Origin of the sequence: Streptomyces kebangsaanensis (genome assembly GCF_001906585.1) — a bacterium.
In the GTDB taxonomy this organism is placed as follows: domain Bacteria; phylum Actinomycetota; class Actinomycetes; order Streptomycetales; family Streptomycetaceae; genus Streptomyces; species Streptomyces kebangsaanensis.
This window is the reverse complement of sequence record NZ_JUJA01000149.1, coordinates 53,914-70,771: the sequence shown is the minus strand read 5'-3', so window position 1 is coordinate 70,771 and position 16,858 is coordinate 53,914. Positions and strand designations below refer to the sequence as shown.

The 16,858-nt window shown below is 72.6% G+C and carries 18 protein-coding genes and 1 pseudogene; 9 read left to right on the top strand and 10 right to left on the bottom strand.

Going from position 1 to position 16,858, the window contains the following annotated elements:
• Together RH94_RS24400 and RH94_RS24395 are read right to left on the bottom strand one after the other, a co-directional pair.
• Positions 1–1,422 (bottom strand): maltotransferase domain-containing protein (locus RH94_RS24400; RefSeq protein WP_073949972.1); only part of this gene is annotated, 1,422 nt, incomplete at its 3' end.
• A 70-nt stretch (positions 1,423–1,492) separates the two neighbouring features.
• Positions 1,493–1,795, bottom strand: coding sequence for a DUF5133 domain-containing protein (locus tag RH94_RS24395; protein WP_073949974.1), 303 nt, complete (start codon positions 1,793–1,795; stop codon positions 1,493–1,495).
• A gap of 304 nt (positions 1,796–2,099) precedes the next feature.
• Between RH94_RS24395 and RH94_RS24390 the strand changes: the two genes are divergently transcribed.
• The gene (locus tag RH94_RS24390) at positions 2,100–2,612 is read left to right on the top strand and encodes a pep a2 (protein ID WP_073949954.1); all 513 of its coding nucleotides are present in this window, start codon (positions 2,100–2,102) and stop codon (positions 2,610–2,612) included.
• Positions 2,609–4,813 carry a glycogen debranching protein GlgX gene (gene glgX, locus RH94_RS24385; protein ID WP_199881047.1) on the top strand — a complete coding sequence of 735 codons (2,205 nt, stop codon included), beginning with the start codon at positions 2,609–2,611 and terminating at the stop codon, positions 4,811–4,813. Before RH94_RS24390 ends, glgX begins: the two co-directional genes overlap by 4 nt.
• Here the strand turns inward: glgX and RH94_RS24380 are convergent.
• Complete coding sequence (locus RH94_RS24380; RefSeq protein WP_073949952.1) at positions 4,785–5,588, bottom strand: VOC family protein; 804 nt, start codon at positions 5,586–5,588, stop codon at positions 4,785–4,787. The genes glgX and RH94_RS24380 overlap by 29 nt on opposite strands.
• A 194-nt stretch (positions 5,589–5,782) precedes the next feature.
• Between RH94_RS24380 and RH94_RS24375 the strand changes: the two genes are divergently transcribed.
• Entirely contained in the window at positions 5,783–6,115 is a 333-nt protein-coding gene (locus RH94_RS24375; RefSeq protein WP_234426007.1) for an ANTAR domain-containing protein, read from the top strand.
• A 64-nt stretch (positions 6,116–6,179) separates the two neighbouring features.
• Here RH94_RS24375 and RH94_RS24370 read toward each other — a convergent pair whose 3' ends face one another.
• A complete protein-coding gene (locus RH94_RS24370) occupies positions 6,180–6,971 on the bottom strand; it encodes a SigB/SigF/SigG family RNA polymerase sigma factor (RefSeq protein ID WP_073949948.1) in 792 nt (263 codons plus the stop codon).
• Positions 6,972–7,302: 331 nt separating this feature from the next.
• Between RH94_RS24370 and RH94_RS24365 the strand changes: the two genes are divergently transcribed.
• From RH94_RS24365 to RH94_RS24350, 4 genes are all read left to right on the top strand, one after another.
• On the top strand, positions 7,303–7,773 hold the full coding sequence (locus tag RH94_RS24365; protein WP_073949946.1) for a MarR family winged helix-turn-helix transcriptional regulator: 471 nt from the start codon (positions 7,303–7,305) through the stop codon (positions 7,771–7,773).
• Complete coding sequence (locus RH94_RS24360) at positions 7,770–8,633, top strand: ATP-binding cassette domain-containing protein (RefSeq protein ID WP_073949944.1); 864 nt, start codon at positions 7,770–7,772, stop codon at positions 8,631–8,633. The genes RH94_RS24365 and RH94_RS24360 overlap by 4 nt, the downstream gene beginning before the upstream one ends.
• Entirely contained in the window at positions 8,593–9,453 is an 861-nt protein-coding gene (locus tag RH94_RS24355; protein WP_073949942.1) for an ABC transporter permease, read from the top strand. Before RH94_RS24360 ends, RH94_RS24355 begins: the two co-directional genes overlap by 41 nt.
• 201 nt (positions 9,454–9,654) lie before the next feature.
• Positions 9,655–10,185 carry a hypothetical protein gene (locus RH94_RS24350; RefSeq protein WP_073949940.1) on the top strand — a complete coding sequence of 177 codons (531 nt, stop codon included), beginning with the start codon at positions 9,655–9,657 and terminating at the stop codon, positions 10,183–10,185.
• Between the two features lie 410 nt (positions 10,186–10,595).
• On the opposite strand, the gene RH94_RS24345 is transcribed toward RH94_RS24350, so the two are convergent.
• From RH94_RS24345 to RH94_RS24325, 6 genes are all read right to left on the bottom strand, one after another.
• Entirely contained in the window at positions 10,596–10,928 is a 333-nt protein-coding gene (locus tag RH94_RS24345) for a hypothetical protein (protein ID WP_073949938.1), read from the bottom strand.
• Between the two features lie 267 nt (positions 10,929–11,195).
• The gene (locus RH94_RS24340; protein WP_073949936.1) at positions 11,196–11,627 is read right to left on the bottom strand and encodes an SHOCT domain-containing protein; all 432 of its coding nucleotides are present in this window, start codon (positions 11,625–11,627) and stop codon (positions 11,196–11,198) included.
• Positions 11,628–11,870: 243 nt separating this feature from the next.
• Positions 11,871–12,806: a hydroxymethylbilane synthase gene (hemC, locus tag RH94_RS24335; RefSeq protein WP_073949968.1), complete on the bottom strand. Its 936-nt coding sequence runs from the start codon at positions 12,804–12,806 to the stop codon at positions 11,871–11,873.
• Between the two features lie 367 nt (positions 12,807–13,173).
• Positions 13,174–13,374, bottom strand: coding sequence for a CPBP family glutamic-type intramembrane protease (locus RH94_RS44455; protein WP_234426006.1), 201 nt, complete (start codon positions 13,372–13,374; stop codon positions 13,174–13,176).
• Between the two features lie 3 nt (positions 13,375–13,377).
• Complete coding sequence (locus tag RH94_RS24330) at positions 13,378–13,923, bottom strand: hypothetical protein (protein WP_234426005.1); 546 nt, start codon at positions 13,921–13,923, stop codon at positions 13,378–13,380.
• Between the two features lie 324 nt (positions 13,924–14,247).
• The gene (locus RH94_RS24325; RefSeq protein ID WP_234426004.1) at positions 14,248–14,970 is read right to left on the bottom strand and encodes a YhjD/YihY/BrkB family envelope integrity protein; all 723 of its coding nucleotides are present in this window, start codon (positions 14,968–14,970) and stop codon (positions 14,248–14,250) included.
• A 274-nt stretch (positions 14,971–15,244) separates the two neighbouring features.
• On the opposite strand from RH94_RS24325, the gene RH94_RS24320 reads away from it, so the two are divergent.
• Both RH94_RS24320 and RH94_RS24315 read left to right on the top strand, forming a co-directional pair.
• A complete protein-coding gene (locus RH94_RS24320; protein WP_073949932.1) occupies positions 15,245–15,763 on the top strand; it encodes a hypothetical protein in 519 nt (172 codons plus the stop codon).
• A gap of 208 nt (positions 15,764–15,971) precedes the next feature.
• Positions 15,972–16,858, top strand: a pseudogene (locus tag RH94_RS24315) (TauD/TfdA dioxygenase family protein); the annotation flags it as partial.

The window sequence follows — 16,858 nt, the reverse complement described above, 5'->3', positions numbered from 1 at the left end:
GTTGGCGAACAGGTTCGGCCGCATCCAGGCGGCCGCCTCGCCGGACAGCTCGGTGAGGTAGTCGGTCAGCTCCTGCTTGGAGTTGCGCCAGGTGAAGTAGGTGTAGGACTGCTGGAAGCCGATCTGGGCCAGGGTGTGCATCATCGCCGGGCGGGTGAACGCCTCGGCCAGGAAGATCACGTCGGGGTCGGTGGCGTTGATCTCGCCGAGCACCCGCTCCCAGAAGGCGACCGGCTTGGTGTGCGGGTTGTCCACGCGGAAGATCCGCACCCCGTGGCCCATCCAGTGCCGCAGGATGCGCACCGTCTCGGCGGCCAGGCCGTCGGGGTCGGCGTCGAAGGCCAGGGGGTAGATGTCCTGGTACTTCTTGGGCGGGTTCTCGGCGTAGGCGATGGTGCCGTCGGGGCGGTGGTGAAACCACTGGGGGTGCTTGTGCACCCAGGGGTGGTCCGGGGAGCACTGCAGGGCGAGGTCCAGGGCCACCTCCAGGCCCAGCTCGCCGGCGCGGGCCACGAAGGCGTCGAAGTCGGCCAGGGTGCCCAGGGCGGGGTGGACGGCGTCGTGGCCGCCCTCGGCCGAGCCGATGGCCCAGGGCACGCCGACGTCGTCGGGGCCGGCGTCCAGGGAGTTGTTGCGGCCCTTGCGGAAGGTGGTGCCGATGGGGTGGATCGGGGGCAGGTAGACGACGTCGAAGCCCATCGCGGCGATGGCCGGCAGGCGGCGGGCGGCGGTGCGGAAGGTGCCGTGCGGCCGCTCGGCGGTGCCCTCGGAGCGGGGGAAGAACTCGTACCAGGCCCCGTACAGGGCCCGCTCCCGCTCCACCAGCAGGTGCAGCGGCTCAGAGGCGGTGACCAGCTCCCGCAGCGGGTACCGGGCCAGGACCGCGTCCACCTCCGGCGTCAACGCCCCCGCCAGACGCGTCATGACCGGCAGCGAGTCGTCCCCCAGCGCCTCGGCGGCGGCGAGCACGGTGTCGCGTTCCGGCCCCTCCGGGACCCCGGCCGCCGCGCGGGTGTGGAGCCCGGCGCCCTCCTCCAGCACCAGCCCGGTGTCGATGCCGGCCGGGACCTTGACGGAGGCGGTGCGGCGCCAGGTGGCGACCGGGTCGCTCCAGGCCTCCACGTGATACGTCCAGCGGCCGGTCGACCCCGGTGTCACCTCGGCACCCCAGCGGTCGGTGCCGGGGGCCAGTTCGCGCATCGGCGTCCAGGGGCCGGGCCGGCCCGCCGGATCGCGCAGGACCACGTTCGCGGCCACCGCGTCGTGGCCCTCGCGGAAGACGGTGGCGGTGACCAAAAACGTTTCTCCTTCAACCGCCCTGGCCGGTCGCCTGCCGCACTCCACGGCCGGCCGTACGTCCCGCACGGGGATGCGGCCGACGGCCGGGGCCGGACCCGGGACCCGGCTCGGGGTCGAACTCATGGGTGTCACCTCCACCGTGCTCGAGGCCGGGCTCGCGCCCGGCCGGGATCCTGGTTGCCGCCGGGACGTCCTACCGCCCGGCCCGAGAGCGTCGCTCCGCCGCCGTCGGCGGGCCCCGGCGGGCGACGGAGCTGCGGAGCGGCCGGCCGCTCTGCTCCCGCAGATAGGTGACGAGGGTGGTGCGCAGATAGCGCTCGGCGGCGTCCGCGGCCTCCCGCGCACACCGCTTCCCCATCAGCACGCACAGGGTGTAGCCCGCGTCCTCGAAGGTGGACCGCACCCTGCGGTCGTCGGGCCGCGCGAGCATCGCGCGTTCCCATGCCCGGTAGCGCCGCAGATGCCGGGCGACTTCGGCTTTGGCGGGTAGCAGCATGGCGCCGTTCACCTTTCGGATGCGCTTGTCGGGCACGTCCCCCCGACAGCCGGGGCGGTGGCCGCGCACGCGTGTGCGCGGTCCCGGTCGCGGCGCTCGAGACTTTCACTCATGGTGCATGTTCAACGACTCACCGTCCTGTTGGCACTTCAACAAGCCCGCTGACCTGCTCGTGTTGCACCAATGGCGTAGCGCGCTCAGTGTGGTTTCCACTCAGAGGCAACACGTGCTCACGCTTCGTGCTCGGGGTCCGGTCCGCAAGGGCGGGAGGGAGTGCGAGCCCGCCGGTGAGGAGCCAACGACGATGAAGACCGCAGTGCCCTGCTACTACCACCTCGACGTGGAAGTCAGCCCGGAAAGGGTCGGACAGGTCAGGCGTATCCTGGCCGCTCACCTTCGGCTCTGGGACCTGGAGGACCTCGTCGACCCCGTGTGCGGCGGTGCCGAGATGCTGCTGAAGGCCATCGACGAGCACGCCACCGACAAGCGCACCTCCATCGAGATGTGGTGGACCGGCCAGCACCTGATCACCGCGGTCGGGGAGAACAACCACGACCTGCGCCCCGACCAGGACCTGCGTGCCTGCCTGGCCCGTATCGCGGCGACGAGCGACGGCTGGGGCTGCTGCGCCGCCGAGACCGGCAGCAAGGTCATCTGGTTCTCGCAGCGGGCCCGCGCCGGGGTGCGCGTCCCGCTGGTTCCGAAGGCTCCCGAGCCGACCCTGCGCGAGGGCCTGCAGACGCCCCGCGAGCTGCCGGTCGCCGCGCTGGCCTCGCCGGCGGGCGACGGCCGGGCCGTCCTGGAGGAGGCCCGGTGACCGGGCGGTCGCGCCGGATAGGGGTGTCCCCGCCCGTGTGGCGGGGACACCCCTATCCGCTGGGCGCCGCGTACGACGGGAAGGGCACCAACTTCGCGCTGTTCAGCGAGGTGGCCGAGCGCGTGGAGCTGGTCCTGGTGGACGACGACGGCGCCCGTCGCGAGGTGCCGCTCACCGAGGTCGACGGCTTCGTGTGGCACGGCTACCTGCCCGGCGTCGGGCCGGGGCAGCGCTACGGCTACCGGGTGCACGGCCCCTGGCACCCGGCGGCCGGCCACCGGTGCAACCCGAGGAAACTGCTCCTGGACCCCTACGCCAGGGCGATGGACGGGCGGATCGACGACCATCCCTCGCTCTACGAGCGAGCTCCGCACGGTCCGGACCCCGCCGACAGCGCCGGGCACACCATGCTGGGCGTGGTGACCGACCCGGCCTTCGACTGGGGCGACGACCGTCCGCCGCGGCGGGGGTACTCCGACACCGTGATCTACGAGGCGCACGTGCGCGGACTGACCCGCACCCACCCCGACGTGCCGCGCGAACTGCGGGGGACGTACGCCGGGCTGGCGCACCCCGCGGTGATCGGCCACCTGACCTCGCTGGGCGTGACGGCGGTCGAGCTGATGCCGGTCCACCAGTTCGTGCACGACGGTGTGCTGCAGGGACGGGGCCTTTCCAACTACTGGGGCTACAACACCATCGGCTTCTTCGCACCGCACCACGACTACGCCGCCCACGGCACGCGCGGTCAGCAGGTCACCGAGTTCAAGTCGATGGTCAGGGCGCTGCACGCGGCCGGGCTCGAGGTCATCCTGGACGTGGTCTACAACCACACCGCCGAGGGCAACGAGAAGGGCCCGACGCTGTCCTTCCGCGGCATCGACAACGCCTCGTACTACCGTCTGGTCGACGGGGACTGGGCGCACTACTACGACACCACCGGCACCGGCAACAGCCTGCTGATGCGGCACCCCTACGTGCTGCAGCTGATCATGGACTCGCTGCGGTACTGGGTCACCGAGATGCACGTCGACGGCTTCCGCTTCGACCTCGCGGCCACGCTGGCGCGGCAGTTCCACGAGGTGGACCGGCTGTCGGCGTTCTTCGACCTGATCCAGCAGGACCCGGTGATCAGCCGAGTGAAGCTGATCGCCGAGCCCTGGGACCTCGGCGAGGGCGGCTACCAGGTGGGCAACTTCCCGCCGCTGTGGTCGGAGTGGAACGGCCTGTACCGGGACGCCGTACGGGACTTCTGGCGCGGCGAGGAGCACACGCTGGGCGAGTTCGCGTCCCGGCTGACCGGTTCCTCGGACCTGTACGCCCACCACCGGCGCCGACCGCGCGCCAGCGTCAACTTCGTGACCGCGCACGACGGTTTCACGCTGCGCGACCTGGTGTCGTACAACGACAAGCACAACGAGGCCAACGGCGAGGGCAACAGGGACGGCGAGAGCGTCAACCGCTCCTGGAACTGCGGGGCGGAGGGCGGGACCGACGACCCCTCGGTCCTGGAACTGCGGGCCCGTCAGCAGCGCAACTTCCTGGCCACGCTGCTGCTGTCGCAGGGCATCCCGATGCTCTGCCACGGCGACGAGCTGGGCCGCACCCAGGGCGGCAACAACAACGCGTACTGCCAGGACAGTGAAGTCTCCTGGATCGACTGGCGGCTGACGGACGAGCAGCGGGAGCTGATGGACTTCACGCGGTACGTGATCGGCCTGCGCGCCGCCCACCCGGTGCTGCGCCGCCGCCGTTTCTTCCAGGGCGAGACGGCGACCCGGGACGACCAGCCCCTGCCCGACCTGGTGTGGCTGCTGCCGGACGGCCGCGAGATGGCCGAGGAGGACTGGCAGCGCTCCGACGCGCACTCCGTGGCGGTCTTCCTCAACGGCGACGCCATCGCCGAACCCGACCGGCAGGGCCGCCGCGTGGTGGACGACTCCTTCCTCCTGCTGCTCAACGGCTACTGGGAGCCGGTCGGCTTCCGCCTCCCCGGCCCCGCGTACGGAGACCGCTGGACCACCCTCCTCGACACGGCCGAAACCCAGGGCCCTCCGGACGAGTCGGAACACAAACCGGGCGCCGCCCTCCACGTCGGACCCCGCAGCCTGATCCTCCTGACCCGTCCCCCGAGAACCACCCGGAGAACCCCCGCTGACACCCCGGCCGCGTTCAGGCCTCCCGGCGGGACGTCACCGTGAACTGGGCGCCGTCCGGGTCGCGGAGCACGGCCTCGCCGGGGCCTTCGCGCAGGACGCTGCCGCCGTGGACCTCGGCGGCGCGGGCGCAGGCGGAGACGTCGGCGACGCGGAAGTGGATCTGCCAGTGCGGGCGGATCGTGGGGTCGGGGGCGGCCTCCAGCGCGCCGGACTCGATGCGGGCCACGACCTCGCCGTGGCTGCGCAGTACGACCTCGTCGCCCTCGTAGCGGACCTCGCAGCAGCCGGGCCGCTCCGTGGCCCAGTCCAGGACCTCGCCGTAGAAGATCGCGGCGTCGAAGGCGTCGCGCGTGTGCAGCCGGATGAAGGCCGGCGCGGCCTTGCGCCAGGTCTCCCAGTCGGTGAGGAGGTCCCCCTCCCAGATCCCGAAGGTCGCGCCGTCCCGGTCGGCGAGCAGCGCGGCCCGCCCCGGCGGGAAGGAGATCGGCCCCACCGCCGCCGTACCACCGCGTTCGTACGCCCGCGAGACCGCCTCGTCCGCGCTGGGCACGGCGAAGTACGGCGTCCAGGCCACCGCCATCTGCCACATGGCCGCCACCGCCCCGATCCCCGCGACCGGCGCCCCGTCCGCGAGGGCGATGCGGAAGTGGTCGCCGAGCTTGGCCGCGCGCCACTCCCAGCCCAGCACCGCCTGGTAGAAGTCCTCCGTGGCCTTCACATCGCGGCTGGTCAGGCTCACCCAGCACGGCGCGCCGCACACCGAGTGCGTGGAAACGACGTCGGGGTCGGGGCTGGCAGATGTCCTGTCGTGATTCATGGCACGTCCTGGTCTCGTCCACCGGTGTCCACCGGTGTCCACCGGTCTTACACCAGTGTCCGACCGGCAGCCGGAAGGCGCCTGCCGAGTACCCGCGCGCCGCTGCCGAAACGACACGGGCGGCGGCCGGTCCCGGCCCGGGCGGGCGCCGGGCCCACTGGCAAAGGCCCGCCCGAGTGACGACGATGGACACCGTGGAACGCACACCCTACGACTCCGGCGACGCGGCGGACCGGCTGCGCGAGCTCCAGAAGGAGGTCGAGCAGCTGAAGGAGGCCGTGACCTCCCATGCCGTCGTGGACCAGGCGATCGGCATGGTGGTCGTGCTCGGCCGGATCACGCCGGACCAGGGGTGGATGGTGCTGAAGGAGGTCTCGCAGCACACCAACGTCAAGCTCCGCCGCATCGCCGAGCTGGTCCTCGTCTGGGGACGCACCGGGGAGATGCCCGAGGAGATCCGGGCGGAGCTGGAGAAGGCCCTCGACCGGTACGGCCCCACCCAGATCCCGGGAACGCCGCCGGAGTGAGCGGGAACTCCGGCGGCGTCGGCGCCCGCCCGCGGGGTCGAACGGACGGGCGCCGCTGCGGGGCTCAGCCGGTCTCCGCGAGCAGCTCCTCGCGCAGCTGGGCGAAGCAGCCGCTGAGCAGCCGTGAGACGTGCATCTGCGAGATGCCGAGCTGCTGCGCGATCCGGCTCTGTGTCATCCCCCGGAAGAACCTCAGGTAGAGGATGGTGCGCTCGCGCTCGGGCAGCGCCTCCAGACAGGGCCTGACGGCCACCCGGTCCACGACCAGGTCGTAGCGCGCGTCGGCCTCGCCCAGCCCGTCGCCCAGCGCGTAACCGTCCGTGCCCGGGACCTCCGCCTCCAGCGACAGCGCGGCGAAGCAGTCCAGGGCCTCCATCCCGGTGCGTACGTCGCTCACGCTCAGATGGGCGTGCTCGGCGATCTCGGCGACGGTCGGTGCCCGGCCCGGCGTGGTCTGTGCCAGCTCCTTCGCGGCACGCCGCACGCGGTTGCGCAGGTCCTGGACCCGGCGCGGCACGTGCAGCGTCCACATGTGGTCGCGGAAGTGCCGTTTGATCTCCCCGGTGACCGTCGGCACGGCGTACGCCTCGAACGCGTAGCCGCGCTCCGGATCGTAGTGGTCGACGGCCTTGACCAGGCCGAGCGCGGCCACCTGGTACAGATCCTCCAGGGCCTCGCCGCGCCCGCGGAACCGTACGGCGATCCGCTCGGCCATCGGCAGCCACACCCGGACCAGTTCGTCCCGCAGCGCCTTGCGCTCGGGGCCGTCCGGCATGCGGGCGAGTCGTTCGAACGCCTGCGCGGTGTCCGGGGCGTCGTCATGCGGATGGGGCTTTGTTCTGCCGGTGGTACGCATGGGCTGCGCCTCCCTCAGCAGGTGCTGGATGGACGGACACCATGGGAGGAGCGTGCTCGGACCGGACGGAGACGTGCAGTGGGCCCGGCACGCCGGCTCCCACGGACGTGCCTCCTGTCCGAAGCACTGGAATGCGGATTCCCGAAGTCGGCGATATGGAAACAGTTCCGGGAATGCGGTGACGTCATGCAACCGCATGATTTTCCATTGTCGGCCAGCAACCGGAGAGTCGCCACCGGAGGAAATTCCGAGCATTTCCATGACGTATTCACGCCGCTCTTGACCGTCTTTTGGGGGTCGTTACCTCCCCTACAGAGGTAGCGTCGGACCCGTGGACTCGGACCCGCGGACCACGCAGATCTTCTCCGAGGAGCTGGCCGACGCGCTCGTCGGCGTCCAGCGGCTGATCCGGCGCCGGCTGCGCGCCGGGCTGACCGTGGCGCGGCTGCGCGGCGCCGAGATCGAGCTGCTGCGCCTGGTCGAGGACCGCCCCGGCATCGGCGTGTCGGAGGCCGCCAAGGAGCTGCACCTGGCCGGCAACTCCGTCTCGACGCTGGTCAACCAGCTGGTCCGGGACGGCCGGCTGGTCCGGGAGAAGGACCCCGCCGACCGGCGGGCCGCGCGCCTGCTGCTCACCGGGGCCGCGCAGGCCCGGCTGCGCGACTGGCGGGAGCGCCGCGCCGCACTCGTACGCGGCCAGGTGGACCGGCTCGACGAGGCGGACCGGGACGCCCTGCGCGCGGCCGTCCCCGCCCTGCGCAGGCTGGCCGAGAACCTGGGCGAGGAGGCCGACCGGCCATGACCCGCCACGCCGGCACCGCACCGGCCGACGATGCCGTCACCTGCACCCGGCTCGCCTACGCCTTCGGCGGGACGAAGGCCGTCGACGGCCTGGACCTGTCGGTGCGCCGGGGCGAGGTGTTCGGGCTGCTCGGCCCGAACGGCGCCGGGAAGACCACGGCGATCCGCTGCATCACCACGCTCCTGCCGGTCCCTTCCGGCATGGTCCGCGTCTTCGGCCACGACGCGGCCCGTGACCGTATGGCCGTACGGCGCCTGCTGGGCTACGTCCCCCAGCAGCTGTCCGCCGACGCCGCCCTCACCGGGCGGGAGAACGTCACCCTGTTCGCCCGTGTCTTCGACGTCCCGCGCCGGGAACGCGCCGCCCGCGTCGCCCAGGCGCTGGCCGCGGTCGGCCTGTCGGACGCCGCCGACCGACTGGCGAACACCTACTCCGGCGGCATGGTCCGCCGCCTCGAACTCGCCCAGGCCCTGGTCAGCGCGCCCCGCCTGCTGATCCTCGACGAACCGACGATCGGCCTCGACCCGATCGCCCGCAGCGGGGTGTGGGAGCACATCGACACCGTCCGCGCCGCCACCGGCATGACGGTCCTGGTGACCACGCACTACATGGACGAGGCCGACCAGTACTGCGACCGGGTCGGCCTGATGCACCGCGGCCGCATCCGGGCCCTCGGCACCCCGGCCGAGCTGTGCCAGGGCCTCGGCGAGCGCCGCCGCGCCCAGGGCGCCCCGGCCACGGACCCGTCGCCCACGCTGGAGGACGTCTTCCGCGACGTGGCCGGCAGTGGTCTCGACGACTCCTCAGGAGACTTCCGCGATGTCCGAAGCACCCGCCGCACCGCGCACCGCCTCGGCTGACCCCGCCCGCGCCGACGGCATCGGCCTGCTGGTCCGGCCCCCGCAGCCCCGCGCGGGCTGGCGGGTGCTGCCCGCCCGGGTCGTCGCCATGTGCGCCGTGGAGCTGCAGAAGCTGCGCCACGACCGCACCGAGCTCTACACCCGCGCGGTGCAGCCCGCCCTGTGGCTGCTGATCTTCGGGCAGACCTTCACCCGCATCCGCGCGATCCCCACCGGCGGCATCCCGTACATCGACTTCATGGCGCCCGGCATCATCGCCCAGTCCGCGATGTTCATCGCCATCTTCTACGGCATCCAGATCATCTGGGAGCGGGACGTCGGCGTCCTCAACAAGCTCCTGGTCACCCCGACGCCACGCTCGGCCCTGGTCACCGGCAAGGCGTTCGCGGCCGGGGTGAAGTCACTGATCCAGGCCGTCGTCGTCATCGTCATCGCCGCGCTGCTCGGCGTGGCGCTGACCTGGAACCCGCTGCGGCTGCTCGGGGTCGCCGCGGCCGTGGTCCTCGGCTCGGCGTTCTTCTCCTGCCTGTCCATGACCATCGCCGGCATCGTGCTCAACCGCGACCGGCTGATGGGCATCGGCCAGGCGATCACGATGCCGCTGTTCTTCGCCTCCAACGCCCTGTACCCGGTGGCCGTCATGCCCGCCTGGCTCCAGGCCGTCAGCAGGGCCAACCCGCTCAGCTACCAGGTCGACGCCCTGCGCGGGCTGCTGCTCGGCACCCCCGCGCACCTGGCCGCCGACTTCGCGGTCCTCACGGTGGCCGCCGCGCTCGGCATCACCGCGGCCTCCGGGCTGCTCGGCCGGCTGGCCCGCTGACGGCGTCCGGCGGGCGGCCACCGGAGTGATGTGCGGCACGCCCCCGCCGACGGCCGCGGGACCCCGCGGCGGATTCCTCCTGCACACGGCTTGATCAGCGATCAAAGAGGAAGAATTACCAGGACACGGCGCATTCCGTTCATTTGACAGTGCACTGAGCGCACGGATAGGAAGCAGCTCTTGGAAGTCGAGAGGTGCACTGTGTACGAGCCGAACGTGGTCGGGGACTGGCAGGAGTACGACGAGCACGCCGGTCTGCGGGTCCGCGTCCACCGCCTGGAGCAGGCCGAGCCGCCGCGCGGACGCGACGAGGCCGCCGAGGGGCTGACGTACTTCCGCCTCCGCATCACCGTCGAGAACCGCGGCGGGCGGAGCCTCGGCGTCCACCTGGAGGACGGGCAGATCGACGTGCGGATCGGCCCCGACGGGGAGGGCGCGTTCGTCGACTGGCGCAACTCGCAGTTCATCGAGGGCTACGACGTCTATCCGCTGCGCCGGGCCACCGCGGTGCTGTACGCGGCGGGACCGGAGGCCGCCCTGTCCCAGATCGACGTCCAGGTGCAGCTGCGGGTCGACGACGAGTGGGCCGAGCGCAGGCTGTGGACCGGCGGCATCGGCGTGCACGAGGAGTCCGTCGGCGCCGCCGCGCCCACGGCGGGCGCGGCCGGCGGCCTGGCGCACCAGATCAGCAACTTCCTGCGCGACCAGGCCGGACCGGGCACCACGGGCTGATCCCCGCCGGTCCGCACCGCCGGGTGGCCCGTGGGGGCCGGTCAACGGATCGTCCGGGCTTCTTGCGGGGAGAAGGAGAGAAGAGCCGTCCGACGCTTCGGCGGTGAGGAACACCGGCCGTGCGAGCAGACGACCGCCGGCCCGCCGCCACCGGTCACCACGCCCAGGCTCGTCGATCCGGGCTCGCCCGCGCTCACGTGGCACGGCTCCGCGCGGAGCCCGCGGTTCTCGGCACGGTCGAGCATCCACCGCTCCGGTCCGGAGGGGCACGGCCGAACAGCGCCGTGTCGTCCGCGAAGGCCTGCGCCCCTCGAAGGGCGTCCACCCGAACGCCCTTCAGCCGCTCGCGCGGGCCGTAACCGGCACCGGCCCGGGCTCACGGCCGTGCCCGGGGGCAGGGTCCGCGGGCGTCATCGCGATCCGGGCGGCCGCCAGTGCCAGGCCCCCCACAGGCCCAGGGACAGGCAGGCCGACCACAGCATCCTGTGCGTGGCGAACAGGACCAGGACCGCGACCGGAACCAGCACCGCCAAGAGGGCCCCGGTGATCCGGACGCGTCCGGAGTGGGCGAGGGCCCACCACAGGCCGGTGGCTGTCAGGGCCGCACCCGCTACGGCGACCAGTACCCGGAGCAGGCTCTTCGGGCCGGCGGTGACGAGCAGCAGGAGCACGCTGCCCAGCAGGGCGAGGAGGGCCGGCCGGGCCCACGCCGCGGGTGTTCCGCCGTGGACCGCCGCTCCCACGCCGCAGATGCTCCTACGCTGCCCCTGTCGCACGTCGAGTACCTCCCGGTCCCCTCACACCGAGAGGAAGGTGCCGCGCAACCTGCCCGGCGCACCGACTCACCTCGCCGTCACAGCCCGTCCCGGCCGGGCACGTGCCTCCTGTCGGAAACCGGCCTCGAGTCCTCGGCGCGCACTCCGCGCGGCGCCCGGACGACGGACCGGACATCAGCGGACCGCCGGTCCGTCGCTGCTGCGCCGATCCCGGGCGTGTCCCGTGTGCCGCGGTCAGTGTCCGCCACGGCTGCCGCTCAGGACCAGTTCCTTCGCGCGGACGAACTCCTCCTCGGTGATGTCTCCATGGGTGCGCATCTCGGAGAGCTTGGCCAGTTCGTCAGTGCTGCTGGGCCGGCCGCCGCCCGCCGTCTCGCGGACGTAGGTGTCGAACTCCTTCCGCCGCGCCTGCGCCTGCGCCGCCTCGCGTTGGCCCATGGCCTTGCCACGGGCGATGAGATAGACCAGGACACCCAGGAACGGCAGCACGATGACGAAGGTCAGCCAGCCGGCCTTGCCCCAGCCGCCCAGATCGTCATCGCGGACGATGTCGAAGACGATCCTGAAGAGCAAGAAGAACCACAAGACCCACAAACCGAACCACAGCATGGTCCAAAAGGCGCTGAGCAAGGGGTAGTCGTACGCCAAGTACATCTGCGGGCTCATGATCGTTCCTCCATGACGGCTCCCCGGACACCGGACTTCCCGCGTTCAGCTTGCGCACGACAAGGGTCGTGCCACCTCACCCCGCGCGGGTGAGGGAGTGAACGTTCATGGACCTGGGATCGCTTCCTTCCAGGGCGGAAGCCCCTGATCTCGGGTGTCCGGCAAAGCGGAACAGGCTCGGGGCGCCCCGGTCGGTCCCGAACGGGTACTCGGCCCGACCGCTGTCCCGCCGGGTCCGCCGGGTCAGTGCGGGATGCCGTCGATGATCTCCCGGGCGCCCTGGCGCAGCAGGGCCACGGCAACCGACGTACCGAGCGTGGCCGCGTCCAGCCGGCCCGCCCACTCGTGGGCGTTCAGCCGGGTCTTGCCGTCCGGCGTGAAGACACAGGCCCGCAGCGAGAGTTCCCCGCCGCGGTCCACGCGCGCGTACCCGGCGATCGGGCTGTTGCAGTGTCCCTGCAGCACGTGCAGGAACGTGCGCTCCGCGGTGGCCGCGCGGTGGGTGTCCGGGTCACCGAGCGCACTCACGGCCTCGATGAGCCCGGCGTCGTCCTCCCGGCACTGCAGGGCGAGGACGCCCGCGCCGACCGGCGGCATCATCGTCTCCGGGGACAGCACCTCGCTGATCACGTCCGGCCGTCCGATGCGCCGAAGACCGGACACGGCGAGCAGCAGCGCGTCCGCCTCCCCGGCCGCCAGCTTCTCCAGCCGGCGATTGGCGTTGCCGCGCAGCGGCACGCACCGAAGGTGCGGATGCGTCGCGGCCAGCTGGGCGGTCCGGCGCACCGCGGAGGTGCCGATCCGGGCACCGGCCGGAAGCTCGTTCAGGGTGAGCCCGCCGGGGTGGACGAGCGCGTCGCGGATGTCGTCCCGCCTCAGGAACGCGGCGAACGCCGTGCCGGCCGGCAGCGGCCGGTCGGCGGGCACGTCCTTCAGGCAGTGCACCGCGAGGTCCGCCTCGCCGGCCAGGAGCGCGGCGTCGACCTCCTTGGTGAACGCTCCCTTGCCCTCGACCTCGGACAGCTCGCCCAGCCACTTGTCGCCGGTGGTCTTCACCGCCACCACCTCGGTGCGCACATCCGAGCGCAGGGCGGCCAGCTCGGCGCGGACCCGTTCCACCTGGGCGAGCGCCATGGGGGAGTCGCGGGAGACGATGCGGATCAGTTCCGGCACGGACATGCGGGACACCATAGACCTTCGCCGCACGACTCCGGACGCGCATTCACCCGTCCAGGTCGTCCGGCAGGTCCACCGCGGCCTCCTCGGGGGCGAGGGCGGTACGCGGCCGCGGCCAGGAGGGCCGGCGCGGCACTCCGGCCCGGGGCCGAAGGGGTACACGCGGCCGTCGGCCGAGTGAGCAGGGCGGCGAGCCCGGAGCGCTCGGCCTCGTTCCTGCCCGCGCCCCCGCCGCCGGTGTGGGGCGCGGCCTCCCGTTCTCCGCCGACGTGCCGGGCGGCCACGGGCACACGTACACGACCGAGTACGTCGACGGACCGCGCAGGACCTCGCCGGACTGCGGAACATCATCGAGGCCGGAGGGTGACCCTCACCGCAGCAGGAAGCCCGCCAGGCAGCCGAGTCCGTTGACGGCCCAGTGCAGCCCCATGGGCGCCGGCAGGCTCCCGCCGCGGCGGCGCACGTCGGCGACGGCGGCACCGAGGGCCGAGTGACCGAACACCCGCGTCGGCGCGGGCTCGGCGGCCGCCGGCCGCAGTGACGGCAGGACGTGCCACAGGCCGAACGGCACGCTCTACACCGAGGTCGCCCGGACCGTGCCCCCCACCCGCCGCACCAGGCCGTACAGCACGCCCCGGGACCCCGCCTCCTCCAGGAGCACCGTGCCCACCGGGACCGTGATCAGGACGCGCAGCGCCACGTCGCCACCGGTCAGGTCGCTGTACCGCGCGTCCGCGAACAGACCGCGGGTGGCCGGAAGCAGAGCTCCGGCCGGGTAGACCACGCCGACCAGCCCGGTCAGCGCCAGTGTCCAGCGGAGCCCGCGCCCGAGTGAGTCACGGGCCGGACCTGCGTCGCCCCAGGTGCCGCCGGACCAGAAGAGCACCCCCAGCAGCAGCGTGCAGGCGACCGGCGCGGTCGTCGGGCCGGCCGGGGGCAGCCGGCAGTTGCCGACCGCATGGGTGATCCCGAGCAGAGCCACGCTCAGACCCACGCCCGTGCCCGTGCTGATCCCCCGCCTGCTCCTGCCCCGTGGAGTGCCGAGCGGTGTCACGGCGTGGCCACCGCCGTCAGGAGCCCCGGACATCCGGTGTGCCCAGCCGAAAACGCTCAGGTACATGACTTGCTCCAAGACCGGCGGTCCGGTCGGGGGAGCATCGCGAGCCGGTGAACCTTTCCGGCCACGGCACTGGGCACGGCACTGGGCATGGGTCCGCGGGGCCGTGGTGCGAGAGGCGTGCGCCGTGCCGGGGCCCGTCTCCCGGGGAAGCAGCACTGCCGCGACCAGGCCGCCGGGCCCTGTGACTGCCAGGACGCTCATCGCCGCGGCGCAGGCACCCTTGGTGAGGCCGGAGACCGGGATGGTGCCGCCTCACCCACCAGGCGTGAATTCGGTGTCCCGGTTCCGGGTCGACGGCCGTCGGAGGTGGCTCAGGAGCTCACGTCAGTGCCGTGAGCGAGCGGCGCGGCGCTGGGCGTACCCACGGCCCACGACGGCCCCGAGATGGATGACCACACCCACCGCCACCAGCCACGACAGGATGACCATGACCACGCCCACGGGACCGTACTTCTGCTCGTTGGCCACGATCGTCGCGGAGAAGAAACGGGAGGAGAACAGCCCGAGCCCTGTCCAGCCGACACTGGTGGCGAGGGCGGCAGGCAGGAGGAAGCGCCAGGTGACCGTTCCGGTGAGCAGCAGTCGCATGGTCCCCCACCAGAAGAGCAGCGCCATGACGAAACCGGACAGGCTTCTCAGGGCGAGTGACGGCAGTGTCGCGCCGACCCCGGCCTGCGCCGCGCTGTACGCGACCAGAGCCACCAGCCATGTGAGCTGAGCCGCGAGGTCCCGCCACCACCGTGGGGGGACCTCGAAGAGGAACTGGTACCAGCTTTGAAGGGTGCCGGCCACCGCGACCGCCCCCGCGATCAGCAACAGTGCGCTCACCAGGGTGAGGGTGCCCGAGCCGGGGCCGGGTTCGAAAAGGGCGGCCACGGCCCGGGCCGCCTGCTGGTTCAGCCCGAGCCATCCCGCCAGGACCTTCGCCGCGTCAGAGCCGACCGCGCTGGTGACGAGGATCAGGAACGGGAAGAAGCAGAGGAAGGCGAGCGCCGCCAACTGGAACGAGTGACCGAAGAAGTCCGACGCGCTGAGACGTCCCCACAACCGTCCTGCCGCACTTGTCACAAGGCGTCCGCTCACCGCGCGCCATCTGTTCCCCAGCCCGGTTCGGCAAGCGGCCTTGCCGTGGTCCTCACCGGGCGATGCCCTGTGCCTGCGCATACCGAACAGTCAACTGGCGCCGGGCGGCGGCCGCACCACTGGTTGACGATGGTTGAGGAAGTGGTCCGGCTTTCCGGACCGGAAACGCCCCGGCCGCGCGAAGACCGGCACGGCGGTGGACGCCGCGTGCCCGGTCCGCTGACCTCGGGAGCGAAGGATGCCGGAGAAGTTCAGGGCGCAGGCCCGGGCGCGAAGAGCGGAGCGCCGAGCTCACGCCGACTACACCGGTGGCGTCTACGGTTCGCTGCTCGCCGCCTCCGTCGTGGTCGGAGCCGGCACGCTCGGAGCCTTCCCGAGGCTGGAGCTGGCGTTGCTGCTGCTGGCCACCGGGGTCGTCTTCTGGCTCGCGCACGTCCATGCCCAGCTCTTCGGCGCACGCATGGCGCAGCGCTCCCTGGACAGAGGAACCGTGCTGCACGTGTGCCGTGAGGAGTGGCCCATCGTGGAGGCCGCCGTGCCTCCCACGGTCGCCGTGCTTGCCAGCCCTCTGCTGGGCCTCGACGTCCAGGGCGCGGCCTGGCTCGCCCTCACCGCCGCCCTGACGGGCCAGATGGGCTGGGCGACCGCTGCCGCGCGGCGCGCAGGCGCCTCCTGGCGGCAAGTGGCCCTCACCGACGCGGTCAACCTCGTGATCGGTCTGCTGATCGTCGCCCTCAAGCTCGCGCTGAAGCACTGATCCCGGTGGAGGCGCGATGCGGCGGTCGCACCGGCCGAAAGCCTCTCGTACTCGTGGCGCGACCCGGGCGACCGCCCCAGGATCGAACGGGTCGGGCTTGCGGCGTTCGCAATCGCTGTCACGATCTGCAGGGACCGTTACGACGACCACCGGAGCGCACTCATGACGACGGACACGGACACGGCGNNNNGGGCGGGGGCCCGGCGGGATCGAGGTGAAGCCGGTCGCCGGACACATCGGAGCCGAGATCACCGGGGTGGACCTGACCGGGGAGCTCGACGGCACCGCGGTCGCGGAGATCCGCGCGGCGGTGCTGCGCTGGAAGGTGGTGTTCTTCCGCGGGCAGCGGCTGGACCACGCGCGGCACGTGGCCCTGGCCCGCCGCTTCGGTGAGCCCGTGGTGCTGCGCGGGCGGGGCGGCGCGTCGCCGCCGGACGTCCCCGAGGTGGAGACGACCGCGGACCGCCTGGAGCTCGGCGGGCGGTTCGGCATGGACCACGAGGAGTGGCTCCGGCGCCGCCGGCACACGCTGCTGCGCGGCTGGCACTGCGACCACGGCGCCCGCGTCGACCCGCCGGCCGCGACCATCCTGCGCGCCGAGGCCGTCCCGCCGTACGGCGGCGACACCACCTGGTCCAACCTGGCCGCCGCCTACGCCGGACTGTCGGCGCCGGTGCGCGCCTTCGTCGACGGCCTGCGCGCCGAGCACCGGCTCGGGGTCGGCTACCAGCCGAGGCCGGGCGACGACGCGTACGTCCGGCACCTGATGGACCACCAGATCGCCACCGTGCACCCGCTGGTGCGCGTCCACCCCGATACCGGGGAGCGGGTGCTGTTCGTCAACGGTTACTACGTCGAGCAGATCCAGGACCTCTCCCGCGCCGAGAGCGCGGCGGTCCTGCAGATGCTGCTCGAACAGGCGGTACGGCCCGAGTACACGGTCCGGTTCCGCTGGGAGCCCGGCAGCGTCGCCTTCTGGGACAACCGGGCCACCATCCACCTCGCGCCCGGCGACACCGCCCACCTCGGCCACCCGCGGATCATGCACCGGGTGATGCTCACGGGTGACGTACCGGTCGGGGTGGACGGCAGGCC

Coding starts and splice junctions, on each gene's coding strand:
- RH94_RS24395 (WP_073949974.1), bottom strand. CDS start 1,795: ATGCTGCTACCCGCCAAAGCCGAAGTCGCCCGGCATCTGCGGCGCTAC.
- RH94_RS24390 (WP_073949954.1), top strand. CDS start 2,100: ATGAAGACCGCAGTGCCCTGCTACTACCACCTCGACGTGGAAGTCAGC.
- RH94_RS24380 (WP_073949952.1), bottom strand. CDS start 5,588: ATGAATCACGACAGGACATCTGCCAGCCCCGACCCCGACGTCGTTTCC.
- RH94_RS24370 (WP_073949948.1), bottom strand. CDS start 6,971: ATGCGTACCACCGGCAGAACAAAGCCCCATCCGCATGACGACGCCCCG.
- RH94_RS24360 (WP_073949944.1), top strand. CDS start 7,770: ATGACCCGCCACGCCGGCACCGCACCGGCCGACGATGCCGTCACCTGC.
- RH94_RS24355 (WP_073949942.1), top strand. CDS start 8,593: ATGTCCGAAGCACCCGCCGCACCGCGCACCGCCTCGGCTGACCCCGCC.
- RH94_RS24340 (WP_073949936.1), bottom strand. CDS start 11,627: ATGAGCCCGCAGATGTACTTGGCGTACGACTACCCCTTGCTCAGCGCC.
- hemC (WP_073949968.1), bottom strand. CDS start 12,806: ATGTCCGTGCCGGAACTGATCCGCATCGTCTCCCGCGACTCCCCCATG.
- RH94_RS24330 (WP_234426005.1), bottom strand. CDS start 13,923: ATGTACCTGAGCGTTTTCGGCTGGGCACACCGGATGTCCGGGGCTCCT.
- RH94_RS24320 (WP_073949932.1), top strand. CDS start 15,245: ATGCCGGAGAAGTTCAGGGCGCAGGCCCGGGCGCGAAGAGCGGAGCGC.